14 protein-coding genes are annotated in these 15,062 nt (G+C 70.6%); 8 read left to right on the top strand and 6 right to left on the bottom strand.

Features of this window, described 5'->3' with window-relative positions; genetic code table 11:
- Positions 1-3: 3 nt before the first annotated feature.
- From rsmH to ACWEKS_RS29110, 4 genes are all read right to left on the bottom strand, one after another.
- The gene (gene rsmH, locus ACWEKS_RS29125; RefSeq protein ID WP_452343067.1) at positions 4-984 is read right to left on the bottom strand and encodes a 16S rRNA (cytosine(1402)-N(4))-methyltransferase RsmH; all 981 of its coding nucleotides are present in this window, start codon (positions 982-984) and stop codon (positions 4-6) included.
- Positions 985-1,168: 184 nt separating this feature from the next.
- Positions 1,169-1,600: a division/cell wall cluster transcriptional repressor MraZ gene (gene mraZ, locus ACWEKS_RS29120; RefSeq protein WP_213560465.1), complete on the bottom strand. Its 432-nt coding sequence runs from the start codon at positions 1,598-1,600 to the stop codon at positions 1,169-1,171.
- Between the two features lie 457 nt (positions 1,601-2,057).
- Positions 2,058-2,483: a DUF3040 domain-containing protein gene (locus ACWEKS_RS29115; RefSeq protein WP_452343030.1), complete on the bottom strand. Its 426-nt coding sequence runs from the start codon at positions 2,481-2,483 to the stop codon at positions 2,058-2,060.
- A 125-nt stretch (positions 2,484-2,608) separates the two neighbouring features.
- Positions 2,609-3,049, bottom strand: a complete 441-nt coding sequence (locus tag ACWEKS_RS29110) for an SAV_6107 family HEPN domain-containing protein (RefSeq protein WP_452343029.1) — start codon at positions 3,047-3,049, stop codon at positions 2,609-2,611.
- Between the two features lie 209 nt (positions 3,050-3,258).
- On the opposite strand from ACWEKS_RS29110, the gene ACWEKS_RS29105 reads away from it, so the two are divergent.
- The 5 genes from ACWEKS_RS29105 (at position 3,259) to ACWEKS_RS29085 (ending at position 8,512) form a co-directional block, all read left to right on the top strand.
- Positions 3,259-3,870 carry a GNAT family N-acetyltransferase gene (locus tag ACWEKS_RS29105; protein ID WP_354843045.1) on the top strand — a complete coding sequence of 204 codons (612 nt, stop codon included), beginning with the start codon at positions 3,259-3,261 and terminating at the stop codon, positions 3,868-3,870.
- Positions 3,867-5,483, top strand: a complete 1,617-nt coding sequence (locus ACWEKS_RS29100) for a phytoene desaturase family protein (RefSeq protein ID WP_452343028.1) — start codon at positions 3,867-3,869, stop codon at positions 5,481-5,483. Before ACWEKS_RS29105 ends, ACWEKS_RS29100 begins: the two co-directional genes overlap by 4 nt.
- A gap of 261 nt (positions 5,484-5,744) precedes the next feature.
- Positions 5,745-6,557: a carotenoid biosynthesis protein gene (locus ACWEKS_RS29095; RefSeq protein ID WP_452343027.1), complete on the top strand. Its 813-nt coding sequence runs from the start codon at positions 5,745-5,747 to the stop codon at positions 6,555-6,557.
- Positions 6,558-6,665: 108 nt separating this feature from the next.
- On the top strand, positions 6,666-7,349 hold the full coding sequence (locus ACWEKS_RS29090; protein WP_452343066.1) for an LppM family (lipo)protein: 684 nt from the start codon (positions 6,666-6,668) through the stop codon (positions 7,347-7,349).
- The gene (locus tag ACWEKS_RS29085; protein WP_452343026.1) at positions 7,346-8,512 is read left to right on the top strand and encodes a glycosyltransferase; all 1,167 of its coding nucleotides are present in this window, start codon (positions 7,346-7,348) and stop codon (positions 8,510-8,512) included. Before ACWEKS_RS29090 ends, ACWEKS_RS29085 begins: the two co-directional genes overlap by 4 nt.
- A gap of 9 nt (positions 8,513-8,521) precedes the next feature.
- Here ACWEKS_RS29085 and ACWEKS_RS29080 read toward each other — a convergent pair whose 3' ends face one another.
- Positions 8,522-9,307: a hypothetical protein gene (locus tag ACWEKS_RS29080; protein ID WP_452343025.1), complete on the bottom strand. Its 786-nt coding sequence runs from the start codon at positions 9,305-9,307 to the stop codon at positions 8,522-8,524.
- A gap of 94 nt (positions 9,308-9,401) precedes the next feature.
- Positions 9,402-10,400: a methylenetetrahydrofolate reductase gene (locus tag ACWEKS_RS29075; RefSeq protein ID WP_452343024.1), complete on the bottom strand. Its 999-nt coding sequence runs from the start codon at positions 10,398-10,400 to the stop codon at positions 9,402-9,404.
- 139 nt (positions 10,401-10,539) lie between these two features.
- Here ACWEKS_RS29075 and ACWEKS_RS29070 point away from each other — a divergent pair, with 139 nt between their 5' ends.
- The 3 genes from ACWEKS_RS29070 to ACWEKS_RS29060 all read left to right on the top strand — a co-directional run bounded on the left by ACWEKS_RS29070 (position 10,540) and on the right by ACWEKS_RS29060 (position 15,052).
- Positions 10,540-11,685, top strand: coding sequence for a polyprenyl synthetase family protein (locus tag ACWEKS_RS29070; RefSeq protein ID WP_452343065.1), 1,146 nt, complete (start codon positions 10,540-10,542; stop codon positions 11,683-11,685).
- Between the two features lie 25 nt (positions 11,686-11,710).
- The gene (gene crtI, locus ACWEKS_RS29065; protein WP_452343023.1) at positions 11,711-13,324 is read left to right on the top strand and encodes a phytoene desaturase family protein; all 1,614 of its coding nucleotides are present in this window, start codon (positions 11,711-11,713) and stop codon (positions 13,322-13,324) included.
- Positions 13,325-13,387: 63 nt separating this feature from the next.
- The gene (locus ACWEKS_RS29060; protein ID WP_452343022.1) at positions 13,388-15,052 is read left to right on the top strand and encodes an alpha-(1->6)-mannopyranosyltransferase A; all 1,665 of its coding nucleotides are present in this window, start codon (positions 13,388-13,390) and stop codon (positions 15,050-15,052) included.
- Positions 15,053-15,062: the final 10 nt, after the last annotated feature.

The raw sequence follows: 15,062 nt of genomic DNA, 5'->3' as shown, positions 1-15,062 counted from the left end.
ACCTCACGATTGCTCCTCCCCGACGATCCGTTCGGCCGCCCGCATGCGCACCGGAGCGGCCCGCGGGTTGTCCTCGATCTCCTGCTCGGTGGCCTTCTCCGCGCCGCGGGTCAGAATCCTGAATTCCGGTCCCATACCCGGCAATTCGACCGGCAGGTCCAGGGGGGTGCGCGACACCGACCGCTTGGCCAGCGCCGCCTTCACCACCCGGTCCTCCAGGGACTGGTAGCTCATGACCACGATGCGGCCGCCCGGGGCCAGCGCGTCCAGCGCGGCGGGCAGCGCGGCCTCCAGGGACTCCAGTTCGCGGTTGACCTCCACCCGCAATGCCTGGAAGGTGCGCTTGGCCGGATGGCCGCCCGTGCGCCGAGCCGCGGCCGGGATGGCGTCGTAGAGCAGCTCCACCAGCTGCGCGCTGGTGGTGAACGGGGTGCGCTGACGACGCCGCACGATCTCGGCGGCGATCTTGCCCGCGAACCGTTCCTCGCCATAGGTTTTCAGCACCCGGGCCAGCTCGCCGTGGCTGTAGGTGTTGAGCACGTCGGCGGCCGTGGGGCCGGTGCTGGAGTCCATCCGCATGTCCAGCGGCGCGTCGATGGAGTAGGCGAAGCCGCGATCGGCCTCGTCCAGCTGCATGGAGGACACACCCAGGTCCATCAGAATCGCGCTGACCGAACCCTTGTCGGGTAGCCCGGCCTGCTCCAGCGCGGGCGCGATGCCGTCATACCTGGTGTGCACCAGGGTGATCCGGTCCCGGAACGGGGATAGTCGCTCGCCCGCCAGCTTCAGCGCGGCGGTATCGCGATCCAGCCCGACCAGGCGGATGTTCGGATACGTCCGCAGGAAGTACTCGGCATGACCGCCGAGCCCCAGCGTGCAGTCCAGGTAGACCGCGCCCTCGGAATGCAGTGCGGGACCAAGGATTTCGTCGGCCCGATGGAGAAGAACCGGAACATGGCGGGGGCCGTCACTGCCTCGGTGCACCTCGACCTCCCGGAATTCCTGCCTCACGTTTCATTCGCACGGCCACCTGGGGTCGCTAGCGAAAAGGACCTTCGAATTGGGCGAATGCCCCGTGGTCTCTGACCGAAGCACCGCACCTGGCGTTGGGGAAGTACGTCAGGGTCGGTGTCGGGCAGAGGCCGCAGGGCACTCGCCTCGTTGCGGGCTAGAAGATCTCGCCCAGCGACTCGTCTCTGGCCTGCGAGTAATCCTCCTCGTGCTCGGCGAGGTAGGAATCCCAGGCCGTCTTGTCCCATATTTCGAGGAAGTCGACCGAACCGATCACCACGCAATCCTTGGACAGATTGGCGTAGCGGCGATGCTCGGCCGACAGCATGATCCGGCCCTGTGCGTCCGGACGCTGCTCATCGCTGGAAGCCGCCAAGGCCCGGACGAATGCGCGGGCCTGCGGATTGGACCGGGATGCCGCCGCGGCTCTCCGCGCCAGCGCGGTGAACTCGTCCTTGGGATACACGGCAAGGCTGTGGTCCTGTCCCTTCGTGACCATCAACCCTCCCGCCAGCTCGTCCCGGAACTTCGCAGGCAACGTCAGTCGCCCTTTGTCGTCCAACCGAGGGGTATAGGTCCCGAGAAACAAGCCTCGACACCTCCTGCCGGATCACCCTCTCGACTGTTCGGCCTCCTGTAGTGCGGGCTCCACATTACCCCACTTTCCCCCACTTTCAATCGAAAGCGTCGGTGATCTCGGTCCCCGCTTGGCGAACTTCGCAGGTCACACCAGCTATCACCGAGGTGGGGAAGATTTCGTGCAGTTCCCCCGACACGCGCGACGCGCGCCGGCGAGCATCCGACAACCGCCAGCAAACCCGCAGATAGCGTGCATTTCCGGCATTCGCGGGGCGCGGTGGGGATGCTCCGTGGGGAGGTGTGGGGAATCCCGGACGGCTCCCGACACGCCGAATCGGCACCAACGAGAAACGCCGTGGCGCCACACCCCAAATCGGTGTGGCGCCACGGCGTGTCGCTGAATCTTCAGTTAGCCGATCATCCGCTGCCGCGCGACGCCGAAAGCCTTCGGCGGCACGGCAGCCCGGTCAACTGTCCTGTTCGAACCTCTTGCGGAACCGGTCCTCCATCCGCGCGGAGAACCCGCCCTGCTTCCGGGGCTTCCCGCGGCCGGCGCCGGGAGCGCCACCCGCGTTGGGATGCGCATCGGCGCCGCGGCTGCTCGGCGCGCCCATCCGAGGGCCACCGATCAACAACAGCACACCCGCGCTGAACATGACGATGAATCCGACCAGACTGATGATCGGGAAGCCGCCCGGCTTGAATGGTGCGGCAATACCGGCCACCAATAGGAACAGACCGAGGACGAACAGGGCGGCCGCCTGAAGTCTGCGTCGACCAGTGGCAGAACGTAACCGTCCACCCCGAACAGTCGAGGCGAACTTCGGATCCTCAGCATAGAGCGCGCTCTCGATCTGTTCGAGCATGCGCTGCTCGTGCTCGGAGAGTGGCACGGTACCTCCCCCGGCACTAGGTGGTGGCTGTCGCCTCCGGGTAGACGACGGATAGCCGACCTTGGCGGCTGTCTGTCACCAATAATACGAGTTCGATCAGACCGCGACCACCTACTCGCCGATACTCACGCCAGCATTCCGGTTACCCACCCTGAACTGGGGCGCAGGCGGGCGGCGGCGGCCAGCAGGTCCGCCACGTCGTGCAGGAATGCGGTTACCCTCGAAGCGAACTCGTCCGCGCGGCGATCATCGATGGGCCGCGGCAACCCGGCCTCCAGGGCCGCTCTGGTCTCGGATTGACCGGTGAAATAGTCGGCCCACATCACGAATTCCGGTGCCGCGCGCTGCATCAGGACCCAGGCGTTGCGAGAACGCGCGCGGGGCGCGCGGTCTGCCCCCGTGAGGGCCAGCACGGCGCCCGCGCCGCGAAGAGCGGCGAGGTAGGCCGTACGGAAGCGCTCCGCCGGGTCGGTTTCCCCCTGGGCTGCCAGCAATAGACCGTCCGCCTTGCGCAGCAGATCGCCGGCGCGGCCGGGATGGCCCGGTCGTTCAGTTTTCCCGCTCATTTCGGGTACCTCCCCACTCGTACACCTGATTCACCTTCCAGGAGGACATCCGGTCCCGATCAGGCATTTCGCCCGCTGGAAAGATCGAACAGATATTCGAAGGTTTCTCGTGCGTTTGAATATAGAGAGACCCACCGACAAGTTGACGCCCCCGCGTGGCGCTACTGTCGACCCCATCCGTCCGCGCCAACGAGAGTTGCGTCCAGCCGATGACCGCAGTCACCCCCAAACCGACGCCCGCGCCCGTGGTGGTCGACCTGTCGGCCGCTACCCTGCGGCACCGGCTGCACGACGCCCTCTCGGTCTATGTAGCGGCGATGGACTACCCGCGCGGCACCGAACACCAGCGCGCGCCCATGTGGACCGAGCACACCACCCGGCCCGGCTGGCAGGCGGTGGCGGCGGTACTGCCCGACGACGACGGACGGCTCGACCTGCGTACCGCGCCCATCGTGGCCATCGCCTACGGGTATCACGGCGCGCCGCACCAGTGGTGGCACCAGCAGGTGTACAGCGGCATGCGGCGCACCGGATGGCCCGAACACGCCGCGCGAGAACTGCTTTCGGACTACTTCGAACTCACCGAGCTGCACGTGCACCCGGCGGCGCAGGGCCGCGGGCTCGGCGAAATCCTGCTCACCCGGCTGCTGCAGAACCGGCCCGAGCCGACCGTGCTGCTGTCCACACCCGAGGTGGATCGGGAATCCAACCGGGCCTGGCGGCTGTATCGGCGGCAGGGGTTCGGAGATGTGGTGCGGCACTTCATCTTCTCCGGCGACACCCGGCGATTCGCGGTGCTCGGCCGGCGGCTCCCCCTGTGAGCCGCGGCGACCTCGGTGCCCGCCGCGTCGTCATCGTCGGTTCCGGGCACAATGCGCTGGTCGCGGCCTGCTACCTGGCGCGGGCCGGGCATCGGGTCGACGTCCTCGAGCGCGACACCGTGCTGGGCGGGGCGGTGTCCACGGTGGAGCGGTTCCCGGGTCACCTGGTCGATCGGGGCTCGTCGGCGCACATCATGATCCGGCACACCGGGATCATCGAGGAACTGGAGCTGGCCCGGTTCGGGCTGCGGTACATCGACTGCGACCCATGGGCTTTCGCGCCCGCACCGCCCGGGAGCGGGCTGCCGCCGATCGTGTTCCATCGCGATGTGGACCGGACCTGCGCGTCCATCGCGGCGGCATGCGGGGAACGGGATGCCGAGGCGTATCGGCGGTTCGTGACCGTGTGGGGACCGCGCAGCGCCCGGGTGATGCGGGCGTTCTCGGCGACGCCGACGGGCGGGAACCTGCTGAAGGCGTTCTGGGGCATGGACCCTCGCGAGGCCGCCGGGGCGACCGGCCGCACCAGTGCCGGGGCCCTGTCGCGGGAGATGATGCAGACCGGAGACGCGCTGCTGGACAGCCTCTTCGACAGTGAACGGCTCAAGGCCGCGCTGGCCTGGTTCGGCGCACAGTCCGGGCCGCCCATGTCCGAACCCGGGTCCGCGCCCATGGTGGGATTCGCGGCGCTCATGCACACGCTGCCGCCGGGCCGCGCGGTCGGCGGCAGCGGGGCGCTGACCGCGGCGCTGGTGGCGCGGCTGGAGTCCGACGGCGGCATCGTGAGCGCCGGGGACGCGGTCACCGCCATCGCCCGGGCCGGGGACACCTGGGAGGTGCGCACCGCGGACGGGCGAAACGTGCAGGCGGACATCGTGATCGCGGGCACCCACATCCTCACCACGCTGAACCTGCTGGAGCGGGGGGGATTCGACGCCGGGGTGCTCACCGGCTGGCGGCGGCGCATTCGGGTGGGGCCGGGCATCGGCATGGTGGTGCGGGCCGCGCTCAGCGACCTGCCCCGGTATCCGGGTGCGGAGACCGCCGAATCCGCCCACGGCCTGCAGCTTCTCGTCACCGATCGCCGCGAGCTGCGCCGCGCGCACGGCGCCGCGCTGGCCGGGGATCTGCCGCCGCGACCGGTCGTGCTGGCCATGAGTTTCAGCGCCCTGGATCCGAGCATCGCGCCCGCGGGCGAGCATCAGGTCACGCTGTGGTCGCAGTGGCATCCCTATGACCTGGCCGACGGCACCGCCTGGTCCGCGCACGCCGACCGCGAGGCCGACCGCATCATCGCCGAAGTCGACGCACACGCACCGGGATTCGCCGGGACGGTGACGCAGCGCTTCGTCCAGACGCCTGCCGACCTGGAACGCGAGATGGGCCTGCTGGGCGGCAATGTCATGCACGTCGAGATGTCCATCGACCAGATGTTCATGTGGCGGCCGCTGCCCGAGCTCTCGGGGCAGCGGGTTCCGGGGGCGCCTGGGCTGTACCTCACGGGCGCGTCCACGCATCCCGGCGGCGGCGTCTCCGGCGCGAGCGGACGCAGCGCGGCCCGCCTGGTGGAGCGCGACCTGCGCCCGCGCCGACTCCTCGTGGCGCGTCGATGACGGACCCCGGACCATCCCGCTCCGCCGCGAATCCGGTTGCGGCTGAGCCGGAGCCGACGGCACCCGGCGGCGGTACCGCATGGCGGACCGGCGCGCGACCCGCCTTCGGCACGGTGCAGGCGGCGACGTGGCCCGCGCCGCATCCTCGATGGCCGGTTCGCAGATGCTGTCCCGTTTCGACCATCCGGCCGCCGAGCGGGCGCGGGTCCGATGCGGCGACCGGCCCGGACATCGGCTGATCGGGACATGGCGGGCAGCCGGATGCATACGTTGACCGCGGCGGCCGAGCAGGCCATGAGGATCATTGCGATCCCGGCGGTGTTGCTGGTGCTGGTCCAGATCACGTATCCGCTGGCGCACGGGGTCGGGCGGGATCGGGTGACCGTCGTGGTCGTACTGCTCTCGCTGGGGACCGCTCTGGTGCATGCCGGCGTGACACGCGGGGTGCGGTGGGCTGCGGGTTTGCTGGCGATCGTGTCCGGGATCGGGTTCGGTGCGGAGCTGCTGGGGATCGCGACGGGGTTCCCGTTCGGTAGCTATGACTATGCGGTCGGGCGGCTGGGGCCAGAGCTGCTCGGGGTGCCGCTGATCGTGCCGCTGGCCTGGACCGGTGGGCTGTATCCGGTGTGGGTGGTGGCCGGGATGCTGGTTCATGGTGCGGCCGGACGGATTTCGCTGACGGCGTTCGGGGCCGTCGGGTGGGATCTGTTCCTGGATCCGCAGATGGTCGCGGATGGGCAGTGGACGTGGCGCTCGACCGTAGCCGGACTGCCGGGGCTGGGCCAGATTCCGGTCACCAACTATGTCGGCTGGTTCGCGGTGGCGCTGGTGATGGCGGGATTGCTGGAGTGGTGGGATCGGACCGCTCCGGGTACCGGCGCGGCGCGGATGGTTCCGGTCGTGGTGTTCCTGTGGACCTGGCTGGGCTCGACGCTGGCGCACGCGGTGTTCCTGGGGCTGCCGATCTCGGCCGGCTACGGGTTCTGTGGGCTCGGTCTGCTGGGGATTCCGCTGGTTCGGACGCTGAGCGCCCGTCGAATCACCCTGGGGCCCGGGGCGCATGGCACGATGTGACCCGTGCAGCCGAGTCCCAACATGTCGACAGCAGAGGAAACGCCCGAATCCATGACACCGTCGGATCCCAGCGCATCGGGAGCGCGGCGACCGCGCCGGTGGGTGCGGATGCTGGCCGTGGTCCTGTTCGCGGGGCTCGCCGTCATGCTGACCGGATGCCTGCGGGTGCAGGTGTCGATGGGTGTGTCCTCCAATGACCGGGTGTCGGGCCGCATCGTCGCGGCGGCCGTGCCCCAGAACGACAAGGACAAGGGGCCGCAGCTGAAGGCGCCCGACGGGTTGCAGGGCAAGGTGCGGGTCGATTCCTACGCGCAGGACGGATACGTCGGCAGCCAGGTGTATTTCGACGACCTCACCTTCGGCGAGGTGCAGCAGCTGGGCGGCATGTCCGACCAGACCTCCGGCATGTTCAACCTGGTCTTCAGCCGTACCGGCGACCTGGTCACCCTGACCGGCCGGGTGGACCTGAAGAGCCTGCCGGCCCAGGGTTCCGACGTGCAGCTGACCGTGGCCTTCCCGGCCCGCGTCGCCACCACCAACGGCACCCGCGAGGGCGACTCCGTGGTGTCCTGGAAGCTCCCCGCCGGCGATGTCAGCACGCTGCGCGCGGAAGTCGGCTACGCGGACCCGAATACGCGCTCCTTCGCCGGCTGGGCGGGCATCGTCGGCGGCATCACCCTCGCGGTGGCGGCCGTGGTCGCGGTCCTCGCCTTCATGACCCGCAACCCCGACCCGCCGGCCTACGTCCGCGCGGCCCGCTGGCTGCGCCCCGATCGCACCAAGACTCGATGACCCTCGCCGCCAGGGCGGTGACGGCCGGTAGCGCCGTCGCCGCCCTCGGCGCCGCCACCGCCCTGGCGAACCGCCTCGGCGCCCGCCGCCTCCGGCCGGCCGAACGACCCGTCACCGAACCGGTCACCGTCTGCGTCCCCGCCCGCAACGAGGCCGTCCGTCTCCCCGCCCTCATCGCCGATCTGCGCGCCCAGCAGGGCATTCCGCGGCTCCGGATCCTCATTCTCGACGACGGCTCAACCGACGGCACCACTGCCGCCGCCCGCACCGCCATCGGCGACGACAATCGATTCCTGCTCTCCCGCAACGACATCGACCCCGCACCCGGCTGGACCGGCAAGACCGCCGCCTGCGCCCGCCTGGCCGATCTCGCCCTCGAACCGCCCGCATCCGGATCCCCCACCGGTGCGCTGATCTTCCTCGACGCCGACATCCGGCTCGCGCCCGCCGCGCTGGCGGCAGCCGTGCGCGAATTGCGCTCGGCCCCAGCCGACCTGGTGTGCCCGTGGCCCCGGCAGCGCGCTGAATCGCCCGTGGAGCGACTGGTCCAGCCACTCCTGTGCTGGTCCTGGGCCTCGACCTTGCCCATCGCTCTGGCCAACCGCACCCTGCGCCCCTCGATGGCCGTAGCCTGCGGCCAGTTCCTGGTCTTCGACGCCGCGGCCTACGCGGCCCTCGGCGGTCACACGGCCGTGGCCGGCAGCATGACCGAAGACCTGGCGATCGCCCGCCGCCTCCGCCGCAGCGGCCGGCACACCGCCCTGGTCACGGCCGGTCCCCTCGCCGAAACCCGGATGTACCGCAACACCACCGAACTCACCGAGGGATACGCCCGCTGGCTGTGGTCCGCCTACGGCGGCCCGGCCGGCAGCCTCGCGGTCGGTTCGATTGCGGCCCTGGCGTTCTGGGCGCCGCCACTGGCAGCGATCTGCGGGCGGGGACGCCTGCGCCGGATGGGACTGCTGGGTTACGGCGCGGCGGTCACCGCCCGGCTGCTGGCCCGCTCGACCGAGAGCGGGGGCACCCCGGGCGGCGCGGATCTCGTTGCCGCGCTGGCACACCCGCTGTCGGTCGCGGCCTACCTGGCGCTGTCGCTTCGCTCCCATCGCACGTACCGGGCGGGCGGGCTGAGCTGGAAGGACCGCCCGCTCGGAACCCGCTGACCGGGCCCGTCAGGGGACGGGGGTCATGCCGATGGTCGGGAGGAAGAAGCAGGTGGAGGTGCCGTTGCGGACGGTGCCGAAGACGGCGGCGAGGACGGTGCCGGAGCCGGTGGTGACGGGGACCGCGCGGACGCCCCCGACGGGGAGGGCGGCGGTGAAGTAGTCGTGGACGGCCTGTTCCACCATGGGGCGGAGTTCGGCGGGGATCTGGGGCGGGATCATGGCGTTGAGGACCTGGCTCAGGGGGCCCATGGGGACGAGGCCGCCGCGGCCGCTGGACAGGTTGAACCAGGCGACCTGCATGCCGGAGGTGTCGGCGCCGTCGGGGCTGATGCCGTAGGGGACGAAGGCGAACATGGTCTGGCCCGCCTTGACGGCCGAAAGATCAAGGCCGGGAATGGAAACCGTGTACTTGGGCCACGGTCCGGGGATGGCGCCCGCCACGCCGGGGGCGATGCCGAGGGTGGTGCCGCCGAGGCAGAAGGGAGCGGCGGTCGGGTAGAGGAAGGGCTGGATGCCCAGGGCCTTCAAGCCGTCGACGGCTTGATCGTAGGCCGAGAGCCAGTCGGATGGGCCGGCGGTATTGGATCTGGCCGATGGATCGGCCCCGGCGGTCTTGCCCGCGGCGGTGATGGCTGCCAGGGCGGCGGCCGCCTCCTGGGTCACGGCCCCCGCGGGCGAATCGGCGGGGGCAGCGGCGGCCGGGCCGGCCAGGGTTGCCGGACCGGCGGCAGTCAGCACGGCGCAGGCGCCGACAGCGCCTGCGACACGGACGAGACTGTGGAACACGGACATGGATAGCTCCCCTCGAGGTCACGAATCGAGGGCGACGCTACTCCGCTGACCAGCGCATACCGCGGATTTGATCCGGCATGCCGGGTAGGTTGGCTCAGGCGTTCGCCGGAGTCGCCGACATGGTGTAGCCAAGGTTTGCTAGAACTTCGCTGGTGGTCTTGGCGAAATTCAGGGTGATGAAATGCAGGCAGGGCGCGCCCTCGGCGATGAGGCGCTGAGCCATCTCCGTGGCGATCTCGATGCCGACCTCGCGGACCGCGGCGCGATCCTCCTCCGGCCCGTCGCCCGCGGCCTTCCGCAGCCGCTCCATCACCGCGGCCGGCAGCGGACGGCCCGACAGCTCCTCCGCGCGCTGCACGGTGCGCAGCGAGGTGACCGGCATGAGCTCGGGGATGATCGGCTTGGCGCCCTCGACCGGATCGCAGGCGATGGCCCGATCCCGCAGGCGCAGATAGTGCTCCACGTCGAAGAACATCTGGGTGATCGAATACTCCGCGCCCGCACGGAGTTTCGACACCAGGAAGTGGGTGTCCTGGTCGAGGTCGGTGGAGCGCGGGTGGCCCTGCGGGAACGAGGCCACACCCACGTGGAAGTCGCCCAGGTCGCGGACGATGCGCACGAGTTCGTCGGCGTACTCGACGCCCTCGGGGTGCTTGATCCACTCCCCCAGCACGTCGCCGGGCGGGTCGCCGCGCAACACCAGCAGATTCCGGATGCCGGCGTCGGCGTACGCGCCGACGATCGACCGCAGCTCGGCGACCGAGTGATCCACCGCGGTCAGGTGCGCGACCGTGAGCAGCGTGGTCTCGCGCGCCAGCTGGCCGGTGACCCGGATGGTGCGGTCGCGGGTGGAGCCGCCCGCCCCGTACGTCATGGACACGAAGGCCGGGTGCAGCCGCTCGAACTCACGTGCGGCCCGCCACAGCCGCGCCTCACCGGCGGCGTCGCGCGGCGGATTGAACTCGACCGAGAACGGGATCGACCCATCCGGGCGCGGGCCCAGCTGCTGGACTATGGAGCGAGTTCCGGACGCCCGAGGCGTGCGGGAAACTCGGCCTGGGGTCGAATATCCCCGTACGTTGTCGAAACTCACGCGGACATTTTACGAGCCCGTACCGGGTGCTGGACCGCGACCTGCGGTTATCCCAGCAGGTGAGACCGATTCGGACCCGACCGATTCCCGTCGGCGACCCGGTGGTCGGTAGAGTCGGACACAACCCCGCTGGCTGCGCATACGCCGCGCCGCGGCTCTCACCAAGGAGGCCCCCCTGTCCGCCGGACCCGGTACCCCGACCTGTCACCCGGTCGGCGCGGGATCACTCGTCGCCGCCGTGGAGGACCGTCTCGCCGCCTTCTTCCGCACCCGGGAACCGGTCGTCGCACCGCTCGGACCGGTGTTCGTGGACGCGGCGGCGGCCCTGGAGGACTTCGTCATTCGCGGCGGCAAGCGGACCCGGCCCTCCTTCGCGTGGACCGGCTGGCTGGGCGCGGGCCGCAGCGCCGACGATCCCGACGCCGACGCCGTGCTCACCGCGTGCTCCGCGCTGGAACTGGTGCAGGCGTGCGCGCTCATCCACGACGACATCATCGACTCCTCGCGCACCCGGCGCGGCTTCCCGACCGTGCACGTGGATTACGAACAGCGGCACCGGGATCAGCGCTGGGCGGGTGACAGCGACCACTACGGCGTGAGCGTCGCCATCCTCATCGGCGATCTGGCCCTGGCCTGGGCCGACGACATGACCCGCGACGCCGGTCTGCCCGCCGACGCCGCCGCGCGTTTCGCCCCGGTGTGGGCGGCCATGCGCACCGAGGTGCTGGGCGGGCAGCTGCTCGACATCCACGGCGAGTCCGCCGGCGACGAGACCGTGCAGGCCGCGCTGCGGATCAACCGGTACAAGACCGCGGCGTACACCATCGAGCGCCCGCTGCACATGGGCGCGGCGCTGGCCGGGGCCTCCCCCGAACTGGTCGCCGCCTACCGCGAATTCGGCACCGATATCGGCATCGCCTTCCAGCTGCGCGACGACCTGCTCGGCGTCTTCGGCGATCCGGCCGTCACCGGCAAACCCTCCGGCGACGACCTGCGCGAGGGCAAGCGCACCGTCCTCATCGCCGAGGCCCTGCAGCGCGCCGACGCCACCGCCCCGGCCGCCGCGGACCTCATCCGCTCCAGCCTCGGCACCGACGTCACCCCCGAGCAGGTCGCCGAATTGCGTACGGTCCTCACCGAACTCGGCGCGGTCGACGCCGTGGAGCAGCGGATCGGCTCGCTCACCGACCAGGCGCTCACCGCCCTGGACGCCAGCACGGCCACCCCGGACGCCAAACGGCAGCTGCGCGCCATGGCCCTGGCCGCCACCGCGCGCTCCTACTGACCGGCCGGGCGCGAGGGTGCGGGGCATGAGAACTGTTGGGGGACCGGCCGATCGGGTCGTGGTGATCGGTGCCGGACTGTCCGGGCTGGCCGCCGCGCTGCACCTGGTGGCGGCCGGACGGCAGGTGACCATCCTGGAACGCGATGATCGCCCGGGCGGGCGGGTCGGCGCGTATCGCGGACCGGACTACGAGATCGACTCCGGGGCAACGATTCTCACTCTGCCCGAGCTCATCGACGAGACGCTCGCGGTGGTCGGGCAGACGCGCGAGTCGGTCGGCCTGCGGATCCTCGATCTGGCCCCGGCGTATCGGGCCCGGTTCGCGGACGGCTCCGAGATCGGCGTCTACTCCGACGAGGAGCAGATGGCGGCCGAGGTCGCGCAGGTGCGCGGGCCGGGCACGGCGCGCCGCTATCGGCGGCTGCGCGGCTGGCTGAAAGACGTGTACGAGGCCGAGTTCCGGCAGTTCATGGACACCAACTTCGATTCCCCGCTGGACATGGTGCGGATTCCGGAGAAACGGGTGGCGCTGGCGAAACTGGTGCGGCTCGGCGCGTTCGGGCGGCTCGGGCCCAAGGTCCGGCGCCTGGTACGGGACCCGGAGGTGGCGCGGCTGTTCAGCTTCCAGGCCCTGTTCGCGGGGATGGCGCCGAACCGGGCGCTCGGGGTGTACGGCGCAATCCCCTACATGGACACCTGCCTGGGCGTCACCTACCCCGAGGGCGGGATGCGGGCCATCGCCGAGGCGCTCGGCCGCGCCTTCACCACCGCGGGCGGGACACTCGAACTGAACGCCGAGGTGGTGGGCATCGACTACGCGGGCCGGCGGGCCACCGCCGTGCGCACCGCCGACGGACGTGTCTTCGACTGCGACGCCGTCGTGGTGACCGCCGACCTCGGATCGCTGCCGCGCTTCGGGCTGCGGCGCCGGATCGGACTGCGGGCCTCGCCGTCGGCGGTGGTGGCGCACGGCACGATTCCCGCTGGCGTCGCCCAGAGTTGGCCCGTGCAGGCACATCACACCATCGACTTCGGCCAGGAGTGGGACCGGACCTTCCGCGAGATCGCCGCCCGGCGCGGCCACGGGCGGCTGATGAGCGATCCCTCGCTGCTGCTCACCCGGCCCGCGCTCACCGATCCGACCCTCTACATCGAGCGCGCCGAACAGCACATCGACCCGGACGGGCACCTGCGCGACACCGTGCGCTACGAGCCGCTCTCGCTGCTGGCCCCGTGCCCGAATCTCGACGCCGCGCCCCTGGCCTGGGAACAGCTCGGCCCCCACTACCTGCGCGAACTGCTCGCCACCCTGGAAGAGCGCGGCTACCAAGGTATTTCGCGATACTTCCGGATCGACCACCTCGACACCCCGCGCACCTGGCGGGACAAGGGCATGATCGCCGGCACCCCGTTCTCGGCCGCGCACCTGTTCCGGCAGACCGGACCGTTCCGCACCCGGAACCTGGTGCGGGGCCGCGCGAATGTGGTTCTCGCAGGCTCGGGCACCGTGCCCGGTGTCGGCGTGCCGACCGTGCTGTTGTCCGGGAAACTGGCAGCGGCGCGCCTGACGGGTGATCCACGACATGCCGGTATCGGATCCGCCGACTCCGGGGCTGTGGCCCCCGCGCCCACACACTAGACTGACCGCGTCCTGAACCAACGCGGCTGCCGCCGCCTACCTTTCCGGGGGGAACGACCGCCAATGCCGACCCCCTCTATGGACGCCGCCACCCCGGAGGCCGCGGGCGCCACGCGCCTCGCGCCGGCCGAACCGGCCATCCCGGGCGCCCCCGCCACCGACGGCACCGCCACGCAGCGCTGGCTGCGCCACGCCTCCGACTTCACCCGCAGCCCCGAGGGACACGCGGCGACGCTCGGATTCTTCGGCGCCCTGCTGATCACCTTCGGCGGGTTCGGCGCGGGCAGTGTGCGGCGCAGCGACCCGCTGCTGGAGGTCATGCACCTGTCGTGGCTGCGGTTCGGGCACGGGCTGGTGCTGTCGTCGGTGTTCGTGTGGCTCGGCGTCATCGCCATGATCACCGCGTGGGTCCGGCTGGGACGCATCGTGATCGGCAAGCAGCCGGGCGCCACCGTGTCGCTCAACGAGCTGCGCGCGATCGTCGGCATCTGGATCTTCCCGCTGCTGTTCTCGGTCCCCCTGTTCAGCCGCGACGCCTACTCGTATCTGGCCCAGGGCGCGATGCTCCGCGACCACATCAACCCGTACGTGTTCGGTCCGTCGGAGTTGAAGGCGAATGCCGCTGCGGTACTGGACAATGTGAGCCCCGTCTGGCTCAACACGACCGCGCCGTACGGTCCGGTCTTCCTGCTGATCGGGCGGGCCATCACCACCATCACCGGTGACAATGTGGTGGCGGGCACCATCGCGCTGCGGCTGGTGATGCTGCCGGGCCTGGTGCTGATGGTGTGGGCGATCCCGCATCTGACCAAGCACCTGGGCGGCAAGCCGACCATCGCGCTGTGGCTGGCGGTGCTGAATCCGCTGGTGCTGATCCACCTGATCGGCGGCGTGCACAACGAGATGCTGATGGTGGGCCTGATGGCCGCGGGCATCGCGCTGGTGCTCGAGCATCATCACGTGGCCGGCATCGTTGTGGTCGCGATCGGGGTGGCGGTGAAGGCGACCGCCGGTGTGGCACTGCCGTTCCTGGTGTGGATCTGGATGATTCACGAACGCGAGCGACGCGCGGCGCAGGACGAGGGCGATCTGCCGCATCCGATCCGGACCTTCGCCAAGATCACCGCGCTGGGCGTGGCCATCTTCGCGGCCGTGTTCGCGCTGGCCACCTGGGCCACCGGCCTGCGGGACCACCAGATCGGGTGGCTCACCGCGCTGTCCGGGTCCAAGAAGATCATCAACTGGCTGTCGCTGCCGACCATCATGGCGCACGTGGTCAGCTGGGTGACCCCGCTGCCGTTGGAGTCGGTGCTGCCGTGGACCCGCACCCTGTGCGCGGTGGTGATGGTGGCCGGCCTGGTGTGGGCGTGGTGGCGGTTCAGGAACAGTGAGCGGGAGGCCGTGCTCGGCATTCTCGTCGCGTTCGTGGCCATCGTGATCCTCTCGCCCGCGGCACTGCCCTGGTACTACTCGTGGCCGCTGGCGCTGGCCGCCGGATTCGCGCTGTCCACCCGGACCCTGCAGGTGCTGGTGGGGTTGTGCACCTGGCTCATGCTGGTGTTCCAGCCGGACGGTTCGCCCGTGACCAATTCCGTGCACGGCACGCTGGCCATCCTCGCGGCCGTGGTGGCGGCGCTGTCGCTGTGCACGATGGATCCGCTGAAGCTGCGGGCCGCCCGCCCGCAGACCGATCAGCTCGGCGTCGCGCCCGCGCCCGGCCCGGCGTGAACCAGCCCGC

This window comes from Nocardia sp. NPDC004711, assembly GCF_053601595.1.
This window is presented reverse-complemented; position numbering and strand designations above follow the sequence as displayed.